The sequence below is a fragment of the Bradyrhizobium sp. WSM471 genome (genome assembly GCF_000244915.1).
Classification (GTDB): domain Bacteria; phylum Pseudomonadota; class Alphaproteobacteria; order Rhizobiales; family Xanthobacteraceae; genus Bradyrhizobium.
Genome location: NZ_CM001442.1, coordinates 4,421,762 through 4,439,142 on the forward strand (window position 1 = coordinate 4,421,762; position 17,381 = coordinate 4,439,142).

General features: G+C 62.6%; 18 protein-coding genes and 2 pseudogenes. 11 read left to right on the forward strand and 9 right to left on the reverse strand.

Annotated elements, in window-relative coordinates; genetic code table 11:
* Window positions 1-8: 8 nt before the first annotated feature.
* Window positions 9-326, reverse strand: a complete 318-nt coding sequence (locus BRA471DRAFT_RS19660) for a DUF1476 domain-containing protein (RefSeq protein WP_007610371.1) — start codon at window positions 324-326, stop codon at window positions 9-11.
* Window positions 327-576: 250 nt separating this feature from the next.
* Here BRA471DRAFT_RS19660 and BRA471DRAFT_RS19665 point away from each other — a divergent pair, with 250 nt between their 5' ends.
* Window positions 577-801 (forward strand): hypothetical protein, encoded by a 225-nt coding sequence (locus BRA471DRAFT_RS19665; protein WP_007610373.1) that lies wholly within the window; start codon window positions 577-579, stop codon window positions 799-801.
* Between the two features lie 49 nt (window positions 802-850).
* On the opposite strand, the gene BRA471DRAFT_RS19670 is transcribed toward BRA471DRAFT_RS19665, so the two are convergent.
* The 4 genes from BRA471DRAFT_RS19670 to BRA471DRAFT_RS19685 all read right to left on the reverse strand — a co-directional run bounded on the left by BRA471DRAFT_RS19670 (window position 851) and on the right by BRA471DRAFT_RS19685 (window position 4,385).
* Window positions 851-1,042: a hypothetical protein gene (locus BRA471DRAFT_RS19670; RefSeq protein WP_007610384.1), complete on the reverse strand. Its 192-nt coding sequence runs from the start codon at window positions 1,040-1,042 to the stop codon at window positions 851-853.
* Between the two features lie 129 nt (window positions 1,043-1,171).
* Entirely contained in the window at window positions 1,172-1,867 is a 696-nt protein-coding gene (locus tag BRA471DRAFT_RS19675) for an endonuclease/exonuclease/phosphatase family protein (RefSeq protein WP_007610392.1), read from the reverse strand.
* A complete protein-coding gene (locus tag BRA471DRAFT_RS19680; protein ID WP_035975016.1) occupies window positions 1,867-3,900 on the reverse strand; it encodes a VTT domain-containing protein in 2,034 nt (677 codons plus the stop codon). Before BRA471DRAFT_RS19680 ends, BRA471DRAFT_RS19675 begins: the two co-directional genes overlap by 1 nt.
* Window positions 3,901-4,088: 188 nt before the next feature.
* Window positions 4,089-4,385 carry a hypothetical protein gene (locus tag BRA471DRAFT_RS19685; protein WP_007591054.1) on the reverse strand — a complete coding sequence of 99 codons (297 nt, stop codon included), beginning with the start codon at window positions 4,383-4,385 and terminating at the stop codon, window positions 4,089-4,091.
* Window positions 4,386-4,702: 317 nt separating this feature from the next.
* On the opposite strand from BRA471DRAFT_RS19685, the gene BRA471DRAFT_RS40380 reads away from it, so the two are divergent.
* Window positions 4,703-4,909 (forward strand): hypothetical protein, encoded by a 207-nt coding sequence (locus tag BRA471DRAFT_RS40380; RefSeq protein ID WP_007591053.1) that lies wholly within the window; start codon window positions 4,703-4,705, stop codon window positions 4,907-4,909.
* A 38-nt stretch (window positions 4,910-4,947) separates the two neighbouring features.
* Here BRA471DRAFT_RS40380 and BRA471DRAFT_RS19695 read toward each other — a convergent pair.
* Window positions 4,948-5,326, reverse strand: a pseudogene (locus BRA471DRAFT_RS19695) (hypothetical protein); the annotation flags it as partial.
* A 212-nt stretch (window positions 5,327-5,538) separates the two neighbouring features.
* On the opposite strand from BRA471DRAFT_RS19695, the gene BRA471DRAFT_RS19700 reads away from it, so the two are divergent.
* Together BRA471DRAFT_RS19700 and BRA471DRAFT_RS19705 are read left to right on the forward strand one after the other, a co-directional pair.
* Window positions 5,539-5,793 (forward strand): DUF3551 domain-containing protein, encoded by a 255-nt coding sequence (locus BRA471DRAFT_RS19700; RefSeq protein WP_007610411.1) that lies wholly within the window; start codon window positions 5,539-5,541, stop codon window positions 5,791-5,793.
* Between the two features lie 242 nt (window positions 5,794-6,035).
* Window positions 6,036-6,281 (forward strand): hypothetical protein, encoded by a 246-nt coding sequence (locus BRA471DRAFT_RS19705; protein WP_157234081.1) that lies wholly within the window; start codon window positions 6,036-6,038, stop codon window positions 6,279-6,281.
* A 29-nt stretch (window positions 6,282-6,310) separates the two neighbouring features.
* Here BRA471DRAFT_RS19705 and BRA471DRAFT_RS19710 read toward each other — a convergent pair whose 3' ends face one another.
* Window positions 6,311-7,066, reverse strand: a complete 756-nt coding sequence (locus BRA471DRAFT_RS19710; RefSeq protein WP_007610412.1) for a DUF2786 domain-containing protein — start codon at window positions 7,064-7,066, stop codon at window positions 6,311-6,313.
* 385 nt (window positions 7,067-7,451) lie between these two features.
* On the opposite strand from BRA471DRAFT_RS19710, the gene BRA471DRAFT_RS19715 reads away from it, so the two are divergent.
* From BRA471DRAFT_RS19715 to BRA471DRAFT_RS38375, 7 genes and pseudogenes are all read left to right on the forward strand, one after another.
* A complete protein-coding gene (locus BRA471DRAFT_RS19715) occupies window positions 7,452-8,183 on the forward strand; it encodes a hypothetical protein (protein ID WP_007610413.1) in 732 nt (243 codons plus the stop codon).
* Window positions 8,184-8,191: 8 nt separating this feature from the next.
* Window positions 8,192-8,413, forward strand: a pseudogene (locus tag BRA471DRAFT_RS40385) (hypothetical protein); the annotation flags it as partial.
* A gap of 208 nt (window positions 8,414-8,621) precedes the next feature.
* Entirely contained in the window at window positions 8,622-8,903 is a 282-nt protein-coding gene (locus BRA471DRAFT_RS19720; RefSeq protein ID WP_157234082.1) for an acyl carrier protein, read from the forward strand.
* A 33-nt stretch (window positions 8,904-8,936) separates the two neighbouring features.
* Complete coding sequence (locus tag BRA471DRAFT_RS19725) at window positions 8,937-10,355, forward strand: condensation domain-containing protein (protein ID WP_007610414.1); 1,419 nt, start codon at window positions 8,937-8,939, stop codon at window positions 10,353-10,355.
* Between the two features lie 2 nt (window positions 10,356-10,357).
* Window positions 10,358-11,746, forward strand: coding sequence for a hypothetical protein (locus BRA471DRAFT_RS19730; protein ID WP_007610415.1), 1,389 nt, complete (start codon window positions 10,358-10,360; stop codon window positions 11,744-11,746).
* Window positions 11,739-13,127 carry a hypothetical protein gene (locus tag BRA471DRAFT_RS19735; RefSeq protein WP_007610417.1) on the forward strand — a complete coding sequence of 463 codons (1,389 nt, stop codon included), beginning with the start codon at window positions 11,739-11,741 and terminating at the stop codon, window positions 13,125-13,127. The genes BRA471DRAFT_RS19730 and BRA471DRAFT_RS19735 overlap by 8 nt, the downstream gene beginning before the upstream one ends.
* A 746-nt stretch (window positions 13,128-13,873) precedes the next feature.
* Window positions 13,874-14,911 (forward strand): hypothetical protein, encoded by a 1,038-nt coding sequence (locus BRA471DRAFT_RS38375; RefSeq protein ID WP_157234083.1) that lies wholly within the window; start codon window positions 13,874-13,876, stop codon window positions 14,909-14,911.
* 133 nt (window positions 14,912-15,044) lie between these two features.
* Here BRA471DRAFT_RS38375 and BRA471DRAFT_RS19745 read toward each other — a convergent pair whose 3' ends face one another.
* Together BRA471DRAFT_RS19745 and BRA471DRAFT_RS19750 are read right to left on the reverse strand one after the other, a co-directional pair.
* Entirely contained in the window at window positions 15,045-16,211 is a 1,167-nt protein-coding gene (locus BRA471DRAFT_RS19745) for an ABC transporter permease (protein ID WP_007610421.1), read from the reverse strand.
* A 2-nt stretch (window positions 16,212-16,213) separates the two neighbouring features.
* Window positions 16,214-17,374, reverse strand: a complete 1,161-nt coding sequence (locus BRA471DRAFT_RS19750) for an ABC transporter permease (RefSeq protein WP_007610423.1) — start codon at window positions 17,372-17,374, stop codon at window positions 16,214-16,216.
* Between the last annotated feature and the right edge of the window lie 7 nt (window positions 17,375-17,381).

The following is a 17,381-nucleotide window of genomic DNA, read 5'->3' on the forward strand; positions in this document are numbered from 1 at the left end:
CCGGCTTGCTACTTGTCCGCTTCGAGTTGCTGCAACGCCTGGTGCAAGCATTCCTGAAGCTTGGCTGCGACCTGTTCGCGGGCGACGCCTTTGGCGGCAAGATCACCTGACACCTTGTCGAGGATCTCGTCCATCGTCCGGTTCTCCAGATGGTCCGTCACCAACGCCGTCGCGTAGCCGGCTGCGGCATCGCCGCTGAGGCCGAGCTCGGTTGCGGCCCAGAGCCCGAGCAGCTTGTTGGACCGGGCCGTGGCCTTGAACATGAGCTCCTCGTCGTGGACGAATTTGGCCTCAAAGCCCTGCTCGCGCTTGTCGAACGTGGTCATGGTCAGCTCCATTGTCATTTTCGCTGATCGGGTTCGGACTGGCTGGAAGCGAACGTCTCCGTGGTTCAAATCAGGATCATATGAAGTCTCCGGCGGAAGCCAAACGCCGTCAAGCCCGCTCGGCTGCGCCCACCGGGCCCGTGCAGGACACGGACCAGCTCTACGCCAGCCAGCTCGGCTAGGCAGGGATATTTACTATTCGTTAAGCAGACTCAGCGCCGCATGGCCCGGGGACATCGAGAGCTGACGCATGAACAAAGAACTGCGGGAGTTTCGACGACTTGAACGGGTCTGCCTGGAGCAGGCAGCCCTCTCCACCATGGACCTCGCGCGAAGCGGGTTGCTCAAGGTCGCCGACGATTGTCGCGTCGCGGCCGAAGCGATCGAGGCGCAATCGCCTCGCAGACCTTTTGCAAGTGCCGTTCAGGCGCTGAAGCAGGCTTTGAGCGTGACGCGCATCCCGCACCGGCACTGAGGTTGGCGCTCGCGGGCAAGGACATCTTTGACGGGGCGACCGCGTGCGGTCAGCCCTTCGCCTCCGTCTGTTCACGAGCCAACCGTTCGGCCCTCAGCCGTTCCTTGTTGGCATAGAACGCCTTCTGCGCCGCTTCGTGCTCGCGCATGGCTTTTTCGGCTTCGATACGGCGTGTCGCATCGCGCGCCTGCCGCTGTTCGGGGGTCAAGGGCTTGCGCCGGTAGGAAATGTCTTCCGTCATGGCCAGATAACGCGGAGGTCAGGGAAGGGTTCCCCTTGGTCCCGCCGGGCGGCAGTGTGGGCGGACTGCATAAATGTGCGAAAACAACCCCATGCACAGTAGCCAAGTCCTTCTGCAGACAGCACTTTTTTATCGCGCTTTTGATGCGTTTGACCCCGCAGCGATCTCGATGTCTGCAATCAAAGGCAAATGGTCTGAATAGGCCCTCGCCTCTTGGTCGGTCCAAACCTTCCCGATCGGGCTGTCGGACGTCGCATAGATCCGGTCAAGCCGCAGCAGGGGCAAACGCGACGGGAAAGTTCGCAGCCGCGTCCGGTTTGGGCAGACCTGCGCGAGCACGCGCCGCACCGATTTGATCCAGAACCAGTCGTTGAAATCCCCGAGGACGACGGTCATTCCAGGCTTCACCAGGCTCACCAGCGCCTGAGCCTGCGCGTGGCGCTCGTGGATGCTCAAGCCGAGATGCGTGGCCACCACGCGGACCTCGCCGACGGGCGTCAGCAGTCCCGCGGCGATCGCTCGGCGCGGCTCGCGCTCACGATACGACACGTCGACGATCTCGGGCGGGCCGGAGAATGGGAAGCGGCTCAGCAGCGTCTGGCCGTAGTCGCCATCGGCCGTGACGATCGATTTGGCGTGAACACGGTGATCGCCGACGACACTCGCCAGCTTCGCAAACGGATCGTCTGATCGCGATCGCGAATCCACCTCCTGAAGCGCGACGACATCGGGAGCCCATTTGCGAATGATGGAACAGATACCCTCGAGATCGAATTTCGGATTGAGATTGAAGGTGCCATGCACATTCCACGTCATGAAGCGCATCAGCGCCTCCCGGCGAGCCACGTCGCGACGAATTGCGCGCCTGCGCAGATCGCGAGCCAGCCCAGGAACGCCAGTGCGAGGAGCGATATGTTGACCCAGGACGCGTTATTGGCGAGATCTGCGATCTGAGCACCCAGAACTGCCATGGCGAGAATGCCGGGGGTCATGCCGAGCAGCGTTCCGACCAGGAAGTCACGCAGCGGCAGCGTGCTCGCGCCAGCCACGACATTCACCACCGAGAACGGCGCGATCGGAATCATCCGGATGACGACGACGGCCAGAATGCCCTTGCCGACAACACGCTCCTGGATGCGCGCGGTACGTCGCCCCAGCAAACGCTGGAGACGTTCGCGGCCGAGTGCCCGTCCGATCGCAAACAGGACAAAGGCGCTGAGCGAGACGCCCGTCATGGCGGTGGCGAAGCCCAGCCATGGTCCGAGTGCGGCAGCAGTCGCCGCAATGAGCACGAGAACCGGAAACACCACCAGCCCGCCGACGACGAAAGCTGCAATCGCGAATGGCGGTCCCCAGATGGAGTGCGCGTAGGCGGACAGGAATGTCGACATCCGGCCCGCGTCGGCGAAATCGCTCAAGGAGGTGTAAGACCAGGCCATCGCCAGTCCCAAAAGCGCGACGGCTATCGCGACCATCCCGATGATCGTCTTCGTGCTCCACATGCGCGATGCCGCCCGCTCCAGATGCAGAGGCCGCTCGGGGTCCGCCACGGGCTGAACCATCGTGGCCAGAGTGCTGGTCAGCACCGAGGACTCCACTTGCCGCAGCGCCTTCGTCCCACCGGTTCTCGAGACGTCGTCCAGGAGCGCAAAAAGACGATCTTCGTTTTGCGCGACGGTCTGTTCGTCGAGATCGCAGAAATGGGCGATCAGGCGACGGCGGACCGAGGAGATGAACTCGCGGTGCTCGTCTGATGCGGCTTCAAAGATCAGGTCGCACTCGCTGTCGGCGCCCATCGATCGATTGTTTAGATTGGCCGAACCGATCCTCAAGATCCGATCGTCGACGATCATGAGCTTGCTGTGCACCATCACGGCCGCTTCCGAGTCCCCATTCCGCGACACCGGGTAGACGAAGCGGATGCGATCGGCGACGCCGGCCGAACTGAAGCAATCGATGAAAGCGCCCCGGCCGTTCTGCATGGCTTGGGATTCCAACCATGAGGAATGCAGTTTTGGCGTGACGACCAGAACCCGAAGCGAAGGCACGCGCAGCATCTGCTCCGCCAGTTCGCGCGCGATCCTGGTGGCGCTGGTGAACTGGTTCTCGATATACACGAAGCTCGTCGCGGACCGGATCGCTGCGATCAATGAGCGTTCGACCTCCCTGAGCGTCGAACCTGCCGGACAAACCACCTCGGTCCTGGCGATACCCACCGGCATATGCTCAGCCTCGACCGGCACATTCGCCGGCCAGCGCAAGCTTTTCAGCGGACCCCGATCATCAATCTGTTGGCCTGCCGCGCGCCAGCGTTGCTCCACGAGGTCGAACAGCCACGCCGCCGCATCCCCGTCGACCACGCATTGAACATCATGAAACGGCAGGTATGGCTTGCCCTGGGGATCACAGCGCGATGCGTGATCGGCGCGGTGATCACTGGTGTCCCAGCGCCTGATCGTCAGATCGAGTCCGCCGACGAACGCCAGCGAACCGTCGACACAGACGATCTTCTGGTGTTGGGCCGAACCAAATGGAAGCGTGGAATCCAGCTGAAACCGGACGCGGCCATCTGTGTCGGCGGTAAACTTGGCCGCGGAATTCCATTCCCTCTCGGAAGCGTAGAACGAGACGAAGTCCCAGACGAGAATGTTGATCCGCAAGGTCGGACGTCGCTGGACCAGCGCGCGCAGGAATGGGCCGAGCTGTTCCGGCAAGCCATCATCCGCTCGCCCGGACTCTCCGACCAGCCTGGTCTCGCTGTGGATATCCCAACCGACGATATAAACGAGATCCTGCGCCTGCAGCAGGGCCTCCCGCAGGGCCGCGAAATAAGCGGCGGCATCGTTGAGAACCGCCACACGCCGCGCCTCGCACCGCCGCCAGACGGTGTCGCCGGGGATCAGGGTCGATGAGCTCTGAAGCAGGGAGACCTCGCAATTTGCGTTCGCCGTTGAAACGCGCTGAGCACGCAACGTGTTCCCCAACTCAGAACCATGGGTCAATGTTCAGCGTGTGAGGATTCCGGCGCCACAGTCTCCCCTCGCCGCTACTTGGTTCGGACCGCCTTTGCACCAGCGCCCTTCAAGGCGTCTGCAATCTTCTCGGGTGCATCGCCGTGAAAGTCCACGGAGACCTCGATTGGACCTTCCAGCTTCTGATGCCCCTCCGGCGCAGGCGCGGTCTTGGCGTCTGGACCGGCCGGGCGTGTCCCCGATGTGTTCGCACCACCGGCGGCCTGGACGAAGACGTCGCTTCGCGGCACGCCGCATTCCTGCACGACATGCTCAACCGCAAGCTCGGCGCCGCGGCGCGTGTCGAATTCTCCGATGATCGTGCTTTCCAAGGGCGCCCTCCGTGGCTGGACCAGAGGGCGAACAACAGGCCAGCGAGGGACAGGTTCCTGACGCGCGGGCGTTTAGAACCGGACGATCCCGAACACGACAAGCAGCGCGAGCGTGATCACCCCCGAGACCAGCAGCGAACCGAGACATCCCAGCCGATTCGAGAAAAAGAAGAACATGCCTCGTCCATCCCATAGCTTGGTGACGGGCTAAGTTCTCCCACTCGACAGCGTTCCTGGAGGGTTTTGGGAGGCGCGAACAAGAACCAATCCAAGAACCAATCCAAGAACCATTCATTGAGCGGGACGTTGAGTCCGCGATGTCAGACGCTTTTGATTATTTCCGAGCGCATGCGGTCCGGGCGCTTTGCAAGGCCCGGGCGATGCCGCGCGGACGCATGAAACATCTGCAAACCGTCGTGGCCCGGATCTACCACCTGCTGACAAAGGAGGCGGCCTATGGGCCGAACCTGCAGCATATGGACGACTTCCGCGCAGCCCAGAAGCTCGAAAAGTCCATCGACTGAACTGCAATGGCGGTGACGCTGCACGCCCCCCGACGCGTTCAGCTCTCTTTGGGAGCGGTCCTTGATTGCGACTCGCCAAGCCCTGGATTGATGGCGATCGACGCGCCGGCGGCGCCGCCGGCTTCATAGGCCGTCATCGACCATCCGGCTGGCGCTGCGCTGGGTCCGCATCTTCAGGTCGAGCTTGTCGAACTCCGCACCGACCACCGAGGTCTTGAGAACCACCAGCCCGCGGCCGGTGCTTTCGTTGACCTGATCGCGACCGGCCTTGATCGCCACCAGCCTCTGCGCGATTGACGCCACCATCCCGAGCGCGAAGGAGGCATTGGCCAGATGCCGCTGCCGGAACCTGCTGTACTCGACCGAGGTCTTGAACCGGCCAAGTTCGGCGCGCACGGCGCCGTCGATCAATTTGGCGCGCAACGCCTGGATGCGGAGCTTCAGCTTGTCGAGCGTGGCAGGATTGGAGGTCTGATGCACTGATTATCTGCCGCGATAGCGCGGACGTGATTTAACGTGCCCGGTCGCTTGGGTGAGCTTTGGGCCTTGCGGGAACCAAGGCCCAGACCTGCCATTAGCTTCTGCCACCTTAAAGCTCTCCTTGAGGGCTTCATACTCGGAGAATTCAGATGCGCACCACAGTCCTCGTCCTATTGATGCTTCTGGGATTTCTATCTGCCGCGCGTGCAGAGCGCGACTATCCCTGGTGTGTCGTTGGCGACGATCTCAGCTGGCCCGGCGAGTGCATGTACGAGACCCGGGAGCAATGCATGGCTTCGGCATCCGGCCGCTGGAATACGACGTGTGACATCAATCCGCGCGTGAGGTTCAACCAGCAGGCCCAGCCCACCACAAAGAAGCTGCAGGAACGACGCGGGCATTAGTGGCTGGTCCGGCGGGAAGTCGACAAGGCGCCGCCCCCGGGCGCGACTGGCATGGGTGACCTGACCGCTGCTCGTATTTTCCGCTTCCCGCGCGGGCAATCTGCGCGGCTCAAGGAACGACCAGGCGCCCTGCCCGCTGCCGTGTGCAGGGCAGCCCACGAAGCCATTTCGCAGGGCCACGAAGCACCCCCGAAACAATCCGCGATTAGCCTCGTTGCCAATCAACAATGGGGACGGCGATCATGTTGGATATGCTTATGGACGCGATCTACGGGGGCGTCATTTCGGCCTCGGTTCCTGGGATGAAGACCCAGGGACCAGGCGATGCACGTTCGAGAGCCGCCGTCACCAGCGCTGCTTGGCTGCCAGAATTGATTGAAGCGCTGGAAAACTTCGCTGCGCTTCCCGCGCCCCATCAATCGGAAGTCGACGCCTGCCATGCTCGGTTGCGACTTCCAAGCGACCAAGGTCAACCGACGCTGCACTGACCGGAGGTCGTAGGCCTCCCCCAATGCGTTCAGCTTCCTTTGGGAGTGGTCCTTGACTGCGGCTCGCCAAGGGACTTGCCAAGGCCGGGGTTGATGGCGAGCGACGCTCCGGCGGCGCCGCCAGCTTCATAGGCCGTCATCGACACCATCCGGCTGGCGCTGCGCTGGGTCCGCATCTTCAGGTCGAGCTTGTCGAACTCCGCATCAACCACCGAGGTCTTGAGAACCACCAGCCCGCGGCCGGTGCTTTCGTTGACCTGATCGCGACCGGCCTTGATGGCTACCAGCTTGTCCGCGATCGACGCCACCATCCCGAGCGCGAAGGAGGCATTGGCCAGATGCCGTTGCTGGTGCCGGAACCTGCTGTACTCGACCGACGTCTTGAACCGGCCAAGTTCGGCGCGCACGGCCCCGTCGATCAATTCGGCCAGATAATGCGCGACCTCGACATCCGCACCGAGACCGAAGAACACATAGTGGTTCTCGCCGGCCGCGTTCTTCTCGCGCCAGACCCGACAATCGCAGAAATGAGCGATCGCGCCGATGCAGTCGTCCAGTGGAATTCGCTTCTTGCGAAAAGTCTCGTACACCCTGCGTTCGCACGAGGACGCGCGCAGTTCAACGTCGGAGAGCGACAAATCGTGGCGATCCAGCAGTTCGGCGACCTTGGCGGCCGCAGACAGCGCCTCGTCCTCGGTGCAGCCATTGGCGATGGTCTTGGCGCGCAGCGCCTGAATGCGGAGCTTCAGCTTGTCGAGCCCGGCTGGATTGGATGTTTGATTCACGGATCACCTGTCCGGGGAAAGCCTGACCGAGAGACTCCGGTCCGGTCGGATGGATTGGCGGAAGGGGGGCCTGTCAATCTCGCTGAATTATTCGACTTCTCCGCCGGCCTCGTGACCGATCTCAGGCAGAATGGAGCTTGGAGAGCGCGAGGCTAGCAAGGCCTGGAGAGACGTGACCCAAGAGGCAATCGAACGCAAGGGGCAAGTGATTACGACTTGCGAGGCGATCCTGAAAGATGTGGGTGAGAGCCGAATCAAGGGCTAAAGCCCGCTGCTTCAGTAGGGGTGGCTTGCGTACCTCCGAGCGCCTAAAACCCGTCTGCTGTGTCCTCAGCGCTGCCGCCGGCGCTTCCATCGGCCAAGGCAATCCGCTAAAGGTTTGAGAATGCGTAAGCCAGAGTCGAAGGAATCTGATGCCTTAAGCCGGGGGGCCTATAGCGCCTCTGAGCGCCTGCGCCTTCTGAATTTCAGCCGCGGCTCCGCGCCTGTTCGTCACGTTTCCCGGAGCATCGTGGTTCGCTGGTTGCGCGGGTATGACTTCGGGACCGAAGAAGCCGGAGGGCACTCCGAGCCGCTCTGGCGGCCGGACTATTCGAAGGACGACGATTTAATCGAACTCAGCTTCCGCGACCTGATCGAGCTTCGGTTCGTCAAGGCATTTCGCGACATCGGGTTGGCCCTGCCAATTATTCGAGAATGTTATCAGCGCGCGGCCGAAGAAGTGCATGACGAGCGTCCGTTCTCGACGCAAAAGTTTCGCACCGATGGCAAAACGATCTTCCTTGAAATCACCGAAGGCATTCAAGAAGCAAAGCTGGTCGACCTTCGCCGACGGCAAAATGTCTTTCGTACCATCGTCGAACCGAGTCTCAAGGATTTGGAATTCGATGCGTCTGCCGTCGCGCGATGGCTCCCTCTCGGGATGCCTCATAAGTCCGTCGTCATTGACCCAACACGCTCATTTGGCCGCCCCATCGCCGCGTCCGGCGTTCCGACCGAGGTGTTAAATCGGGCAGTCGAGGTAGAAGGGTCGGTCGCCAAGGTTGTCAAGCTGTACGAGGTAAGCGCCGCTGAGGTGCGTAGCGCGGTCACGTTCGAAAGAAAGCTCGCTGCTTGAAGCTGTTGGTGGACAATAACCTCAGTCCATCGCTTGCACGAAGTTTTCAACCTCTATTTGACGAGCATGAATTCGTCGCGCTTCGCGACAAATTCCCGGCAAATACAAAAGACGTTGGTTGGATCTCTGCGCTCGATACCGAAGGCGGTTGGGCCGCCCTTACGGCAGAGAGGAAGTCGAAAACTCGACCGCATGAGCGCCTCGCGCTCGACCGATCAAACATTGTTTTCTTTTTTCTCACCGGCTCTTGGCTCAAATGCTCAGTGCCAGAAATGGCATGGCGCCTCATACGGCTTCTAGTTTATCATTGCATTTGGATTGTAATTATCTGCCGGAAGAAGGTTTCGATTGTGAGTGCTATTGCTGTCGGCATTGGCTGCAGACTACCGGGATATATCGTCTCGCCAGACGCAGCGGAGTCCGTCCGGAGCGGCCACATTGCGGGATTTGGGGGCAGCGGCCGAACCGGCGGGCCGCCTTCGCCTGGAGTTCCGACGCACGCCGCCCGTCGAGCGGCCCGCGTTGTTGCGGCATCTGATCATCGAGGATCTCGGTGTCATCTTGCGCCGCAGAGGGAATCCAGGCCGCGCATTTTGCGATTGCGACCTCGACTCACTCGGGACGCTCCAACTGCTGATCGCACTCGAAGCGGACACCGGCATTCGGCTCCCCGCCCGGGACGTGACGACTGTACGCGCACTGGCCGACAAGCTGGGGTGATGCAAGAACTGCATCTGGCCGAAGCAGTTGCCCATGACTGATCTGCGTCCGCTGCACGACTGGTCAGGACCTCCTGCGACGCTGACTCTCTGGCGCCCGTCTGCTGCATCAATGGAAAGTGCGAAGCTCGCACCGGTGTCGCCCGTGTTACCCAGTTACGAACAGGAACAGCATCTGCGCGCCTTCCGCGCGTGTGAGCAGCGGCACGAGTCGATGGCGCGGCTGCTTGTCGTTGTGTGGGACGAAGCCGGCCGGTGTGACCTCAGGGCCATGACCCATGTCGTGACTGCACATCTGCGTAGGCACGACACTTATCATAGCTGGTTCGAGGAGCGCGGCGAAGCAATAGTACGACACGTGCTGACCGATCCTGCGGCGATCGAGATGGACTGTTCGACGCTGGGTGAGGTGAGCGCGGAGGATTGGCAAGAGCATGTCATTGCGACCCCTGCACCGTTCGCGTGGGATTGCTTTCGCTTCGGCGCTCTCCAGCACACAACGGGGTTCACTTGCTTTGCAAGCATTGACCACTTGCACGCCGATGCGACCGTTGTCGCGTTCCTGATGGCGGAGATCCGCTCAGCGTATCGCGCTGTGCGCGACGGCCAGACGTCGCTTCAATTCGGTCCGCCGGGGAGCTATCTAGCTTACTGCAGCAGTCAGCGCCAGCGCGCAGCCGCGACAACGTTAGCGGATCCTGAGGTGAAGGAGTGGATCGCGTTCCTGCATCGCAACGATGGGCGGACGCCGTCTTTCGCGTTGCCGCTCGGGGTGCTGGAGGATCGCTATCAGGCCGAGTATGTACACGTGGATGTCCTCGATGATGCCGTCATGGCCGCGTTCGAGTCCGCATGCCACGCTTCCGGCGCGCGAGTGATCGGCGGCCTGTTGGCCTGCGCGGCCCTGACCGAACGGGAATTGGCTGGGCGCTTGCGCTACAGTGTTGTCACTCCCACAACGACGCGAAGATCGGCACCGGGTTTCAGGACGACCGGCTGGTGCGTGGGATTGGTGCCCATCGATTTCGAGGTCCAGGAACGAACGTTTGCGCAACTCGCCTTCACAGCCCAGCGTAACTTTGACGAACGGCGAGGCCTTGCCCACGTGCCGATCGAGCTCGTACTTGAACTCGCCGCCGGGCTGCCGACGATTCGATCCGTCGCCACAGGTGGCGTCATGCTATCCTATATGGACGCGAACTTTCCTCCGCGCAGTGCGCACGTTGCGCGCGAATTGCAGCAGGGGAATGGGCGAGGCTATATCAACCAAGGCATGGCCGCGCAGGTTGCGCTCTGGTTCTTCCGTACGCATCGCGGGCTCTCGCTGACGGCGGCTTATCCGGCAAACGGGACAGCCCGTGCCTCGATGCACCGGTATGTAAAGACGCTTACGGGCGCATGCCGCCAGGCGGCCGACGCATTGATGCCGACGTACTCTCATGTCGGCGGTTAACGATGACCCACGCGACGTCTCATCCAGAGAACGTGCCGAACCTGCCGCCGCCCTTCGTGTCTTTCGCGGACCAGGGCATTTACCTTGCGCATACCTCACTCGGGCAGCATGCGGTCATTCAGGCGCTGTGGCGCTATCTCCGGCCTGTGGACCTGGACGCGCTGACACAGTTCCGCGACAATCTCGCGCTCGGGCTGCTCGCGCGGCTGATCCGGCCGGCGCTGCTTCCGTTCGGGCGGCACCAATGGGTGAGCGCGCCAGCCCCATCCGCTGCTCTCGCTGTTGCCGAGGCGCCGCTTGCCCCTGAGGCGATGCAGGCGTGGGCCGACGCGCAGGTGGAGCTTCCCTTGGACCCCGCGCGGGGACCAGCATGGACCTTCACGTTCCAAACCTTCACCGACGGCTCCACCGTGGTCTCGCTCGTGGTTTCGCACTGCATCTCGGACGGACTGACAGTTTTAACGGCCATCAGCGAAGCCGTGCGAGGCGTGCAACGGCCGCCACTCTCTCCCGCATGGTCAGTCTGGTCGGCGCGCCGCGCCGCGACAATACTGGGTGCCGAACTCCAACGCATGGTGCGGGACACGCCGGCGACGCTCCGGGCGCTCGCCCAACTGGCCGGTGCGGCATACACCTCGCGCCCCACATACACCGCACCCACCGCGTTGCCAGTCGTGACGATCGCCGACAACCGGAGAATCGTATTTCCATCGGCCTTCATACGCCTGCCCACATCCCTCTGGGACGCCAGAGCACAGTGCCGCGGTGGGAGCCGGTTCACGCTCCTGACCGCGGTCACCGCGGCGTTTGCCGAAGCGCTCGGTCGCGTTCGCGATGATAATGTCACCTTGCTGATTCCCGTGAGTGAACGAGCAGGTCTGCCGCACACCGGCGGGAACGGGGTCGCGCTTGCCACTTTGAAGGTGCGTGTCGGCGAACTGCGAGGGCGCCTGCATACGTTTCAGCGGCGTCTGCGGGCTACGCTGCTGCGGACGAGACGCGAACCCAATCGACTTGCCGCACTGCTGCCCTTGGTGCCTTTTGTGCCCAGACGCGCATTTTCGGCTGCCACCCGTCTGGCGTTTGCCGCGCTCGGTGACCTGCCGGTCACCTGTTCCAACTTGGGTCACTGTCCCGAGGGCGTGCTCCGGATCGATGGCGGCGCGGCCGATCGTTTCTGCTTTCGCGGCATCGACCGTCCGGTCGAGCGGCGCGCGATCGAGGAGCGCCATGGTGTGGCGACCCTCTTCGCAGGCATCATTCCCGGGTTTATCGTCCTGAGCTTCGTTGCCTACCAGCCCGGCGTGGTAACGAGCCCTCAGCATCTTCGTGCCCTCGTCGAACGCCTCTTGGCTGACTACGAACTCCATGGCGAGTTTTTCGATGCTTGAGCCGAGCACGCCCGACGCCCCTGCATACGCGCGGCACCGCCTCGCCTGGGTGGACCAGGTGGCCTACGAATTGTTCAGGGTCACCGGCCGGAGGCAGTTGATGCAATGCCTCTGGCTCTATGATCGTGACGTGAATCTTGCCCCGCTGGCGCGAACAATTGAACGGCTCTCCGCACTGTCCTTCAATCGGCTCATTGAGCCGTCAGCCTTGCCTGGTGGAAGGCCTCGTTGGGTGAAGCCGGCGGAGACGCCCATTCTGCCCGAGCGGAGTTCGGACCTGCTGCCACGATCGCGGCTCCTGCAGTGGGCTAATCGGCACGCGCGCGCGCCCATAGACCCGGTCATCGGTCCGGGTTGGCGAATGGCCATCCAGCCGTTCGACGATGGCAGCACAGCCGTGAGCATCGTCGGATCCCACGTACTCCTCGACGGAATGGGAGCCTTGCGCGCTATCGAGGCTGCTACAAACGGCATCGGCGTCCCGAACCGGTATTTGCCTAAAGGCGCCCGCGGGCGGCTGTCCGGGTGCGTGTCGGACGCTTGGCAGATCCTCGCCGACGCTCCGCGCACGATTGCCGCACTCGCTCAGAGCGCGCACGCGTACTGGTACAGGCCCTCCGCCTCTCTACAGAGGCCGGCGGTTACTGCCGCCGAACCGGGTCATGACCCATCAACGATCGTCGAGCTTCCGGCTGTCGCGGTCACTGTTGAATCGCGTGCCTGGTTCGCGTGCGAGCAGCGGCTGGGGGGCGGCTTGAATACGCTGCTGCCGGGCTTCGTAGCGTCGCTCGCGTCGACTCTCGGCAGGCGCCGTTTCTCCGACGGCGCTATCAGCCTGCTTGTTCCCATAAACCGAAGGCGTGGGCTGGAGGACGAACGAGCGCTGGCGATCGAATTCCATATGATGAACATCGCGCCTGCAGGCCTGACCACCGACCTGCGGCCCGTGAATGCGCCGCTCAAGGCGCTTCTTCGCGGTGCGAAGAACAATCCGACCGCCGCACTGCTTTCGTCCCTGCCGGCGATCGCCTGGATGCCGCGCACGGCCGCGAAGATGCTCGTGAACCGGGTGTTCAATTATGGCGGTGAGCTGCCAGTAAGCTGTTCCGACCTGGGAATGCTGCCGGGCGGGCTCGCGCGCATAGACGGCGCGCCGTGCCGCCATGTGCTGACACGAGCGGTGGATGTCAACGTCACGCGCCAAGACCTGGAGCGCTCCCACGGTCATCTCGTTGTTGTGGCCTCGCGTTTCGAGAAGACCATTTCCCTCTGCATCGAGGCCTGCCAGTTGGAACCAACGCCAACCACGACCGACGAACTTCGTCGCGTGACCTCCCTGATACTCGCCGACTTCGGACTCGATGCGATCATTGAGGCCTGACGCTTTGGGGCTGCCTTTCGACAAGCGACTGACAAGCCGATAGCGTAGTCAGAGATCGTTTTTTCGTGCTGCGGCAATTCCTGCGCTCTGAAGGTACGACAACTTTTTAGCCTGATAGCGTCTGAGGTTCGTGATCCCGCATCCGACTTGTCCCGACCGATTGCGACTGCTCGACCGCCACACCACCGATCTGCTCGACAACCGCCCGAGCCCACGCGCACGCGCGACCTGCGTTTTCATCGTTGCCAACGCTCTCGCCTGCTGGCAAAGGGTGATGCCGTGCGGTGGCTCCCGGAGACCGGGCTGTCGGGAACACGCGGCGCGCAGCGTTCGTACATCGCCTGGAATTACCGGCCTTGATGCGGCAATCTCATCGTGCAGCTAAGAGACAGGGGGCTCAAGAAGTGAACCCTTCCTCTGCCAACAAGTTGCGGGAACGCCGCGGCGGGGCCGGCGACGCCGGCGCAGATGACGTGCTGTGCTATATGGACCAAGGCTCATTCGTTGGATTGCGCGCGCTCGGACGCGGGCCAGCGCTGCAGATCACCTGGTTATATCCCCACCCGATCGATGAAGCCGCCGTGAGACAGTTCAGCGAGCGCCTCGCACGAGGGTTGCTAGGACGCCTCCTGCAGCGTTCACCATTGCCATGGGGGCGGCACCGTTGGGTGGCCAACCCTGTGCCGGGCCCAGTGACATGGTTTCGCGACCCGCTCCCCAATGAGAGGCTGCTTGAGTTGCGCCGTATGCTGCTCGATTTACCTGTGGATCCCGAGCGCGGACCAGGTTGGCGCCTGGCCGTCCAAGCGCTTGAGGACGGTGGCTGCGCGCTGACCATGCTGGTGTCGCACACGATCGCTGACATGCAAGCCACCAATCTGGCCATCGCTGACGCGGTGGCTGGACGACATGCCGACCATGGACTCCCAGCCCCGTCCTGGCGCTGGTCTCCAGTGATGCTGGCGCGCGACGGTGTTGAGAGCTTACGCGCCCTGCCTGGCGTTTGGCGCGCTCTGGTGGCTCTCGTGCGGCGGTCGCGCAATGGGAGCGCGGGCGTGTCGCGTCCGAGCTCCCGCGCTCGAACCAGCCACGATCACTTTGAGCCGGCAGCGGATGTGCCACTTGTTGAGGTGGTCATGGACGCAGCGGCTTGCCAACAGCGCGCGTCGGATCTGGGCGTGGCAAGCAACACGCTGATCGTGGCGTTCGCAGCACGGATCGCTTTCCGGGTGGGCCGCGTGGACGCCTCAGGACGGGCGAAGCTGGTGCTGCCGGTCAGCGACCGCCGTTCAGATGACCGGCGCGGCAACGCGCTGCGGTCGATCACAGTGATGGCGGACCCCGAGGCTTGCCGCAAGGATCCGCGCGGCTTACAGCGAGATCTCAAGGCTGCGCTGGCCTCGCTGATCCGGCACGGCGATGATCTGTCGCCGCTGTTTCCGCTGATTCCGTATGTGCCGCTGTGGCTGGTGCGTCGTCTGGAGCGGGAGGCGCTCGGCGCGGGCCTGCCCGTTGGCTGTAGCCTGGTAGGCGAGTTGCCGCTGGACGTGAACCGCCCCTGCGGCGAGGCATTGCTTCTGCAACTCTCCATTCTGGAGCACTACACGGTCCCGGACCTCCAAAGGCTGGGCGGCGTGCTATTCATCGGGTGCTACCGTCTCGGTGAACGGCTTTGCTTTACCGTGTCCGGCTACGTGCCAGACGGCGCAACGACACGCGCCGAATTGGCACCATTGGTGCGCGATGCGCTCGCGGACATGGGCCTGTGCGGGACGGTCAGTTGACGATAACGGATAAACAAGAGGGGACGTTGCATCCTTGGCCAAGACTTGGCGCAACGGAAGGTGGGGCTTGACCGATTAACTGTTGCCGAGCACCAAGGTGCACCGCATGCCGGCCAAAGCGGCTGCCGAACACTCAAGCGACGCGTAGCGCGTCAACGATCTTCATGCGGGCGGCCCGTACAGCCGGCAGGAATCCGCCGAGAAAGCCCATCACAAGCGCGAAGACGAGCGACCGCAGCACGATCCCGGGCGTCAGGACAAACCGAAATGCGAGCTCGGAGAGCGACGTCCAGTTGAGCGTCGTTATCTTCACCTGCATCATGAGCGATGCGAACGAAAGCCCCACCACCCAGCCGACGAGCGCGAGCAGCAGCGCCTCGACAAGGAAAGCCATGAGGATCCGCGAGCGCCGAAATCCGAGCGCGCGCAGGACCCCGACCTCCACCATGCGGCTGGCGACGGCCGCGTACATCGTTATCGTCGCGCCAATGACCGCGCCCAGTGAGAACATCACCGAGAGCGTGATCCCGAGCAGCCGAATGAACCCGGAGAGCAGGCGGGACTGCTCCTCATAGAAGACGCGCTCGCGTTTGGCTTGGATGGTAAGGCGGGGATCCGATTCGAGGCGCGCCTTGAGCGCATCAAAGCTGGAGCGATCAGCGAGGCGCACCGTGACCGAGGAGAAAAAGTCTCGCCGAAACGACTGCATGAGCTGCTCGTTATCGCACCAGATCTCGGAGTCGAACCCGCTGCCCCCCGCGTCGAACCGGCCTACGATCTTCCAGTCGCGGTGAGCGAACCTGAGGCTTGATCCAATCTCGAGGTCTTCGAAACGCCCCGCGAGCGCTCCGCCCATTACGATCTCGTCCGATCCCGGGCGAAACATGCGTCCCTCCGCGAGCCGCACCTGCGGACGCACAGCCAGAACGGCTGGACCAACGCCGCGGACCAAAATGTTGCTCGCCTGTTTGGTCTTGCTTCTTGGCCGCGCGATCAGCACAGCCACTTCCTTCGATACGAGCGGCGCGCCTTCGGCCCCGATGATCACCTCGGGCTGGCTTTCGATGATCCTGGCCTGCAGACGGTCGATCAGGCTCTGGATCTCGACTTCCGCGGAGCGGCGTACGAAAATGACGTTCGTGTCCTCGCCGGTGGCGACGAGAGTTCGCTTGAGTCCGGAGTCAAGCATGAGCACGGCAGCGTAGACAAACACCACAAGGGCCATGCCTGTCGCGGTGAGAAAATTGGTGAATTTGCGCATCTGCAGGTTGCGCCAGCTGTAGGCGAGCAGCAACGGCATGTTCAGCCCAACGCCCGAAGACCATTGACGATGCTGACACGTGCTGCCCGGTGCATTGGAAATACCGCGGCGAGGGCCCCGACCACCAAGGCCGAAAGTGCCTGCAACATGACAGTGCTGACGCTCACGATCAGTGCTGGGAAGAGCGTCGCGGAGAGTACGGCCAGGTGCGCGGCAACCGGGGGCGTGAGCCCGATAGCGATCGCGCCACCGATCGATGCTATCACGACGGATTCGCCAAGGATCAATCGTGCCACGTAGCCGGGGCTGAAGCCAATGGCCTTCAGCGTTGCATACTCGCGGAGTCGCTCGCGCGCCGTCATCGCCATTGTGTTTGCCATAACGGACAAGATTATAAAGATAACCACGAATGAGACGATCCGAATGGAAATGAGCATCGCTTCGGTCTGCTTCACGAAGCCGATCTGGAAAGTGCGCTCAGTCTCGGTGAGCGTCTCGGCAAACGAGTTCCGGAACACTGCGTCGATTGCCTGACTGACTTCCGCGACGCGGTCAATGCTGACGACGTCCACGACGAAGAACCCAACCTGGTCAGCCTGTGCCTTGGAACGCACACGGAGTGTTTCGTTCAGGTAATCCCAGCGGAAGTAAAGATGCGAGGTGTCGGTTTTAGGGTCTCGGCCGTCAAAGACGCCATCGATCACGAACTCCCAGTTACCGGGGAAAATCGTCCCGCGTAGCTGAATCACATTGCCTGGCTTGAAGCCGTAGCGGTCGGCGAGTTTGCGTCCTACGATCGCGCCGCGGCGGTCGCGCAGGAAGGCGCGCCGTACCTCGTCCGAAACGAGGATCTCGGGGTGCATATCGAGATAGCTCGCGGCGTCGATCGCAAACTGCGGGAAGAAATTCTTCGGATCCTTGTAGATGCCGCCGAACCAGTTCATGTAGGTGATGCGTCGCACGCCGTCGACAGCGCTTATGCGCTTGTGATATGCTTGTGGCAGCGGCAGTGCGAAAGACATGGCGTTGCGGGTCAGCAGCCGCGAAGGAACGGCGCCATTAACCCCCGCGTACCACGTGTCGACGACGGTCTGGAGCACACCAAAGGCGAGAATCGCAACAACGAGCCCGAAGAGCGTCAGTGACGTGCGGAGCCGGTGGCGCAAGACGTTGCGCGCCACGAGCTTGAGCCATTGGCTCATCGCTGGC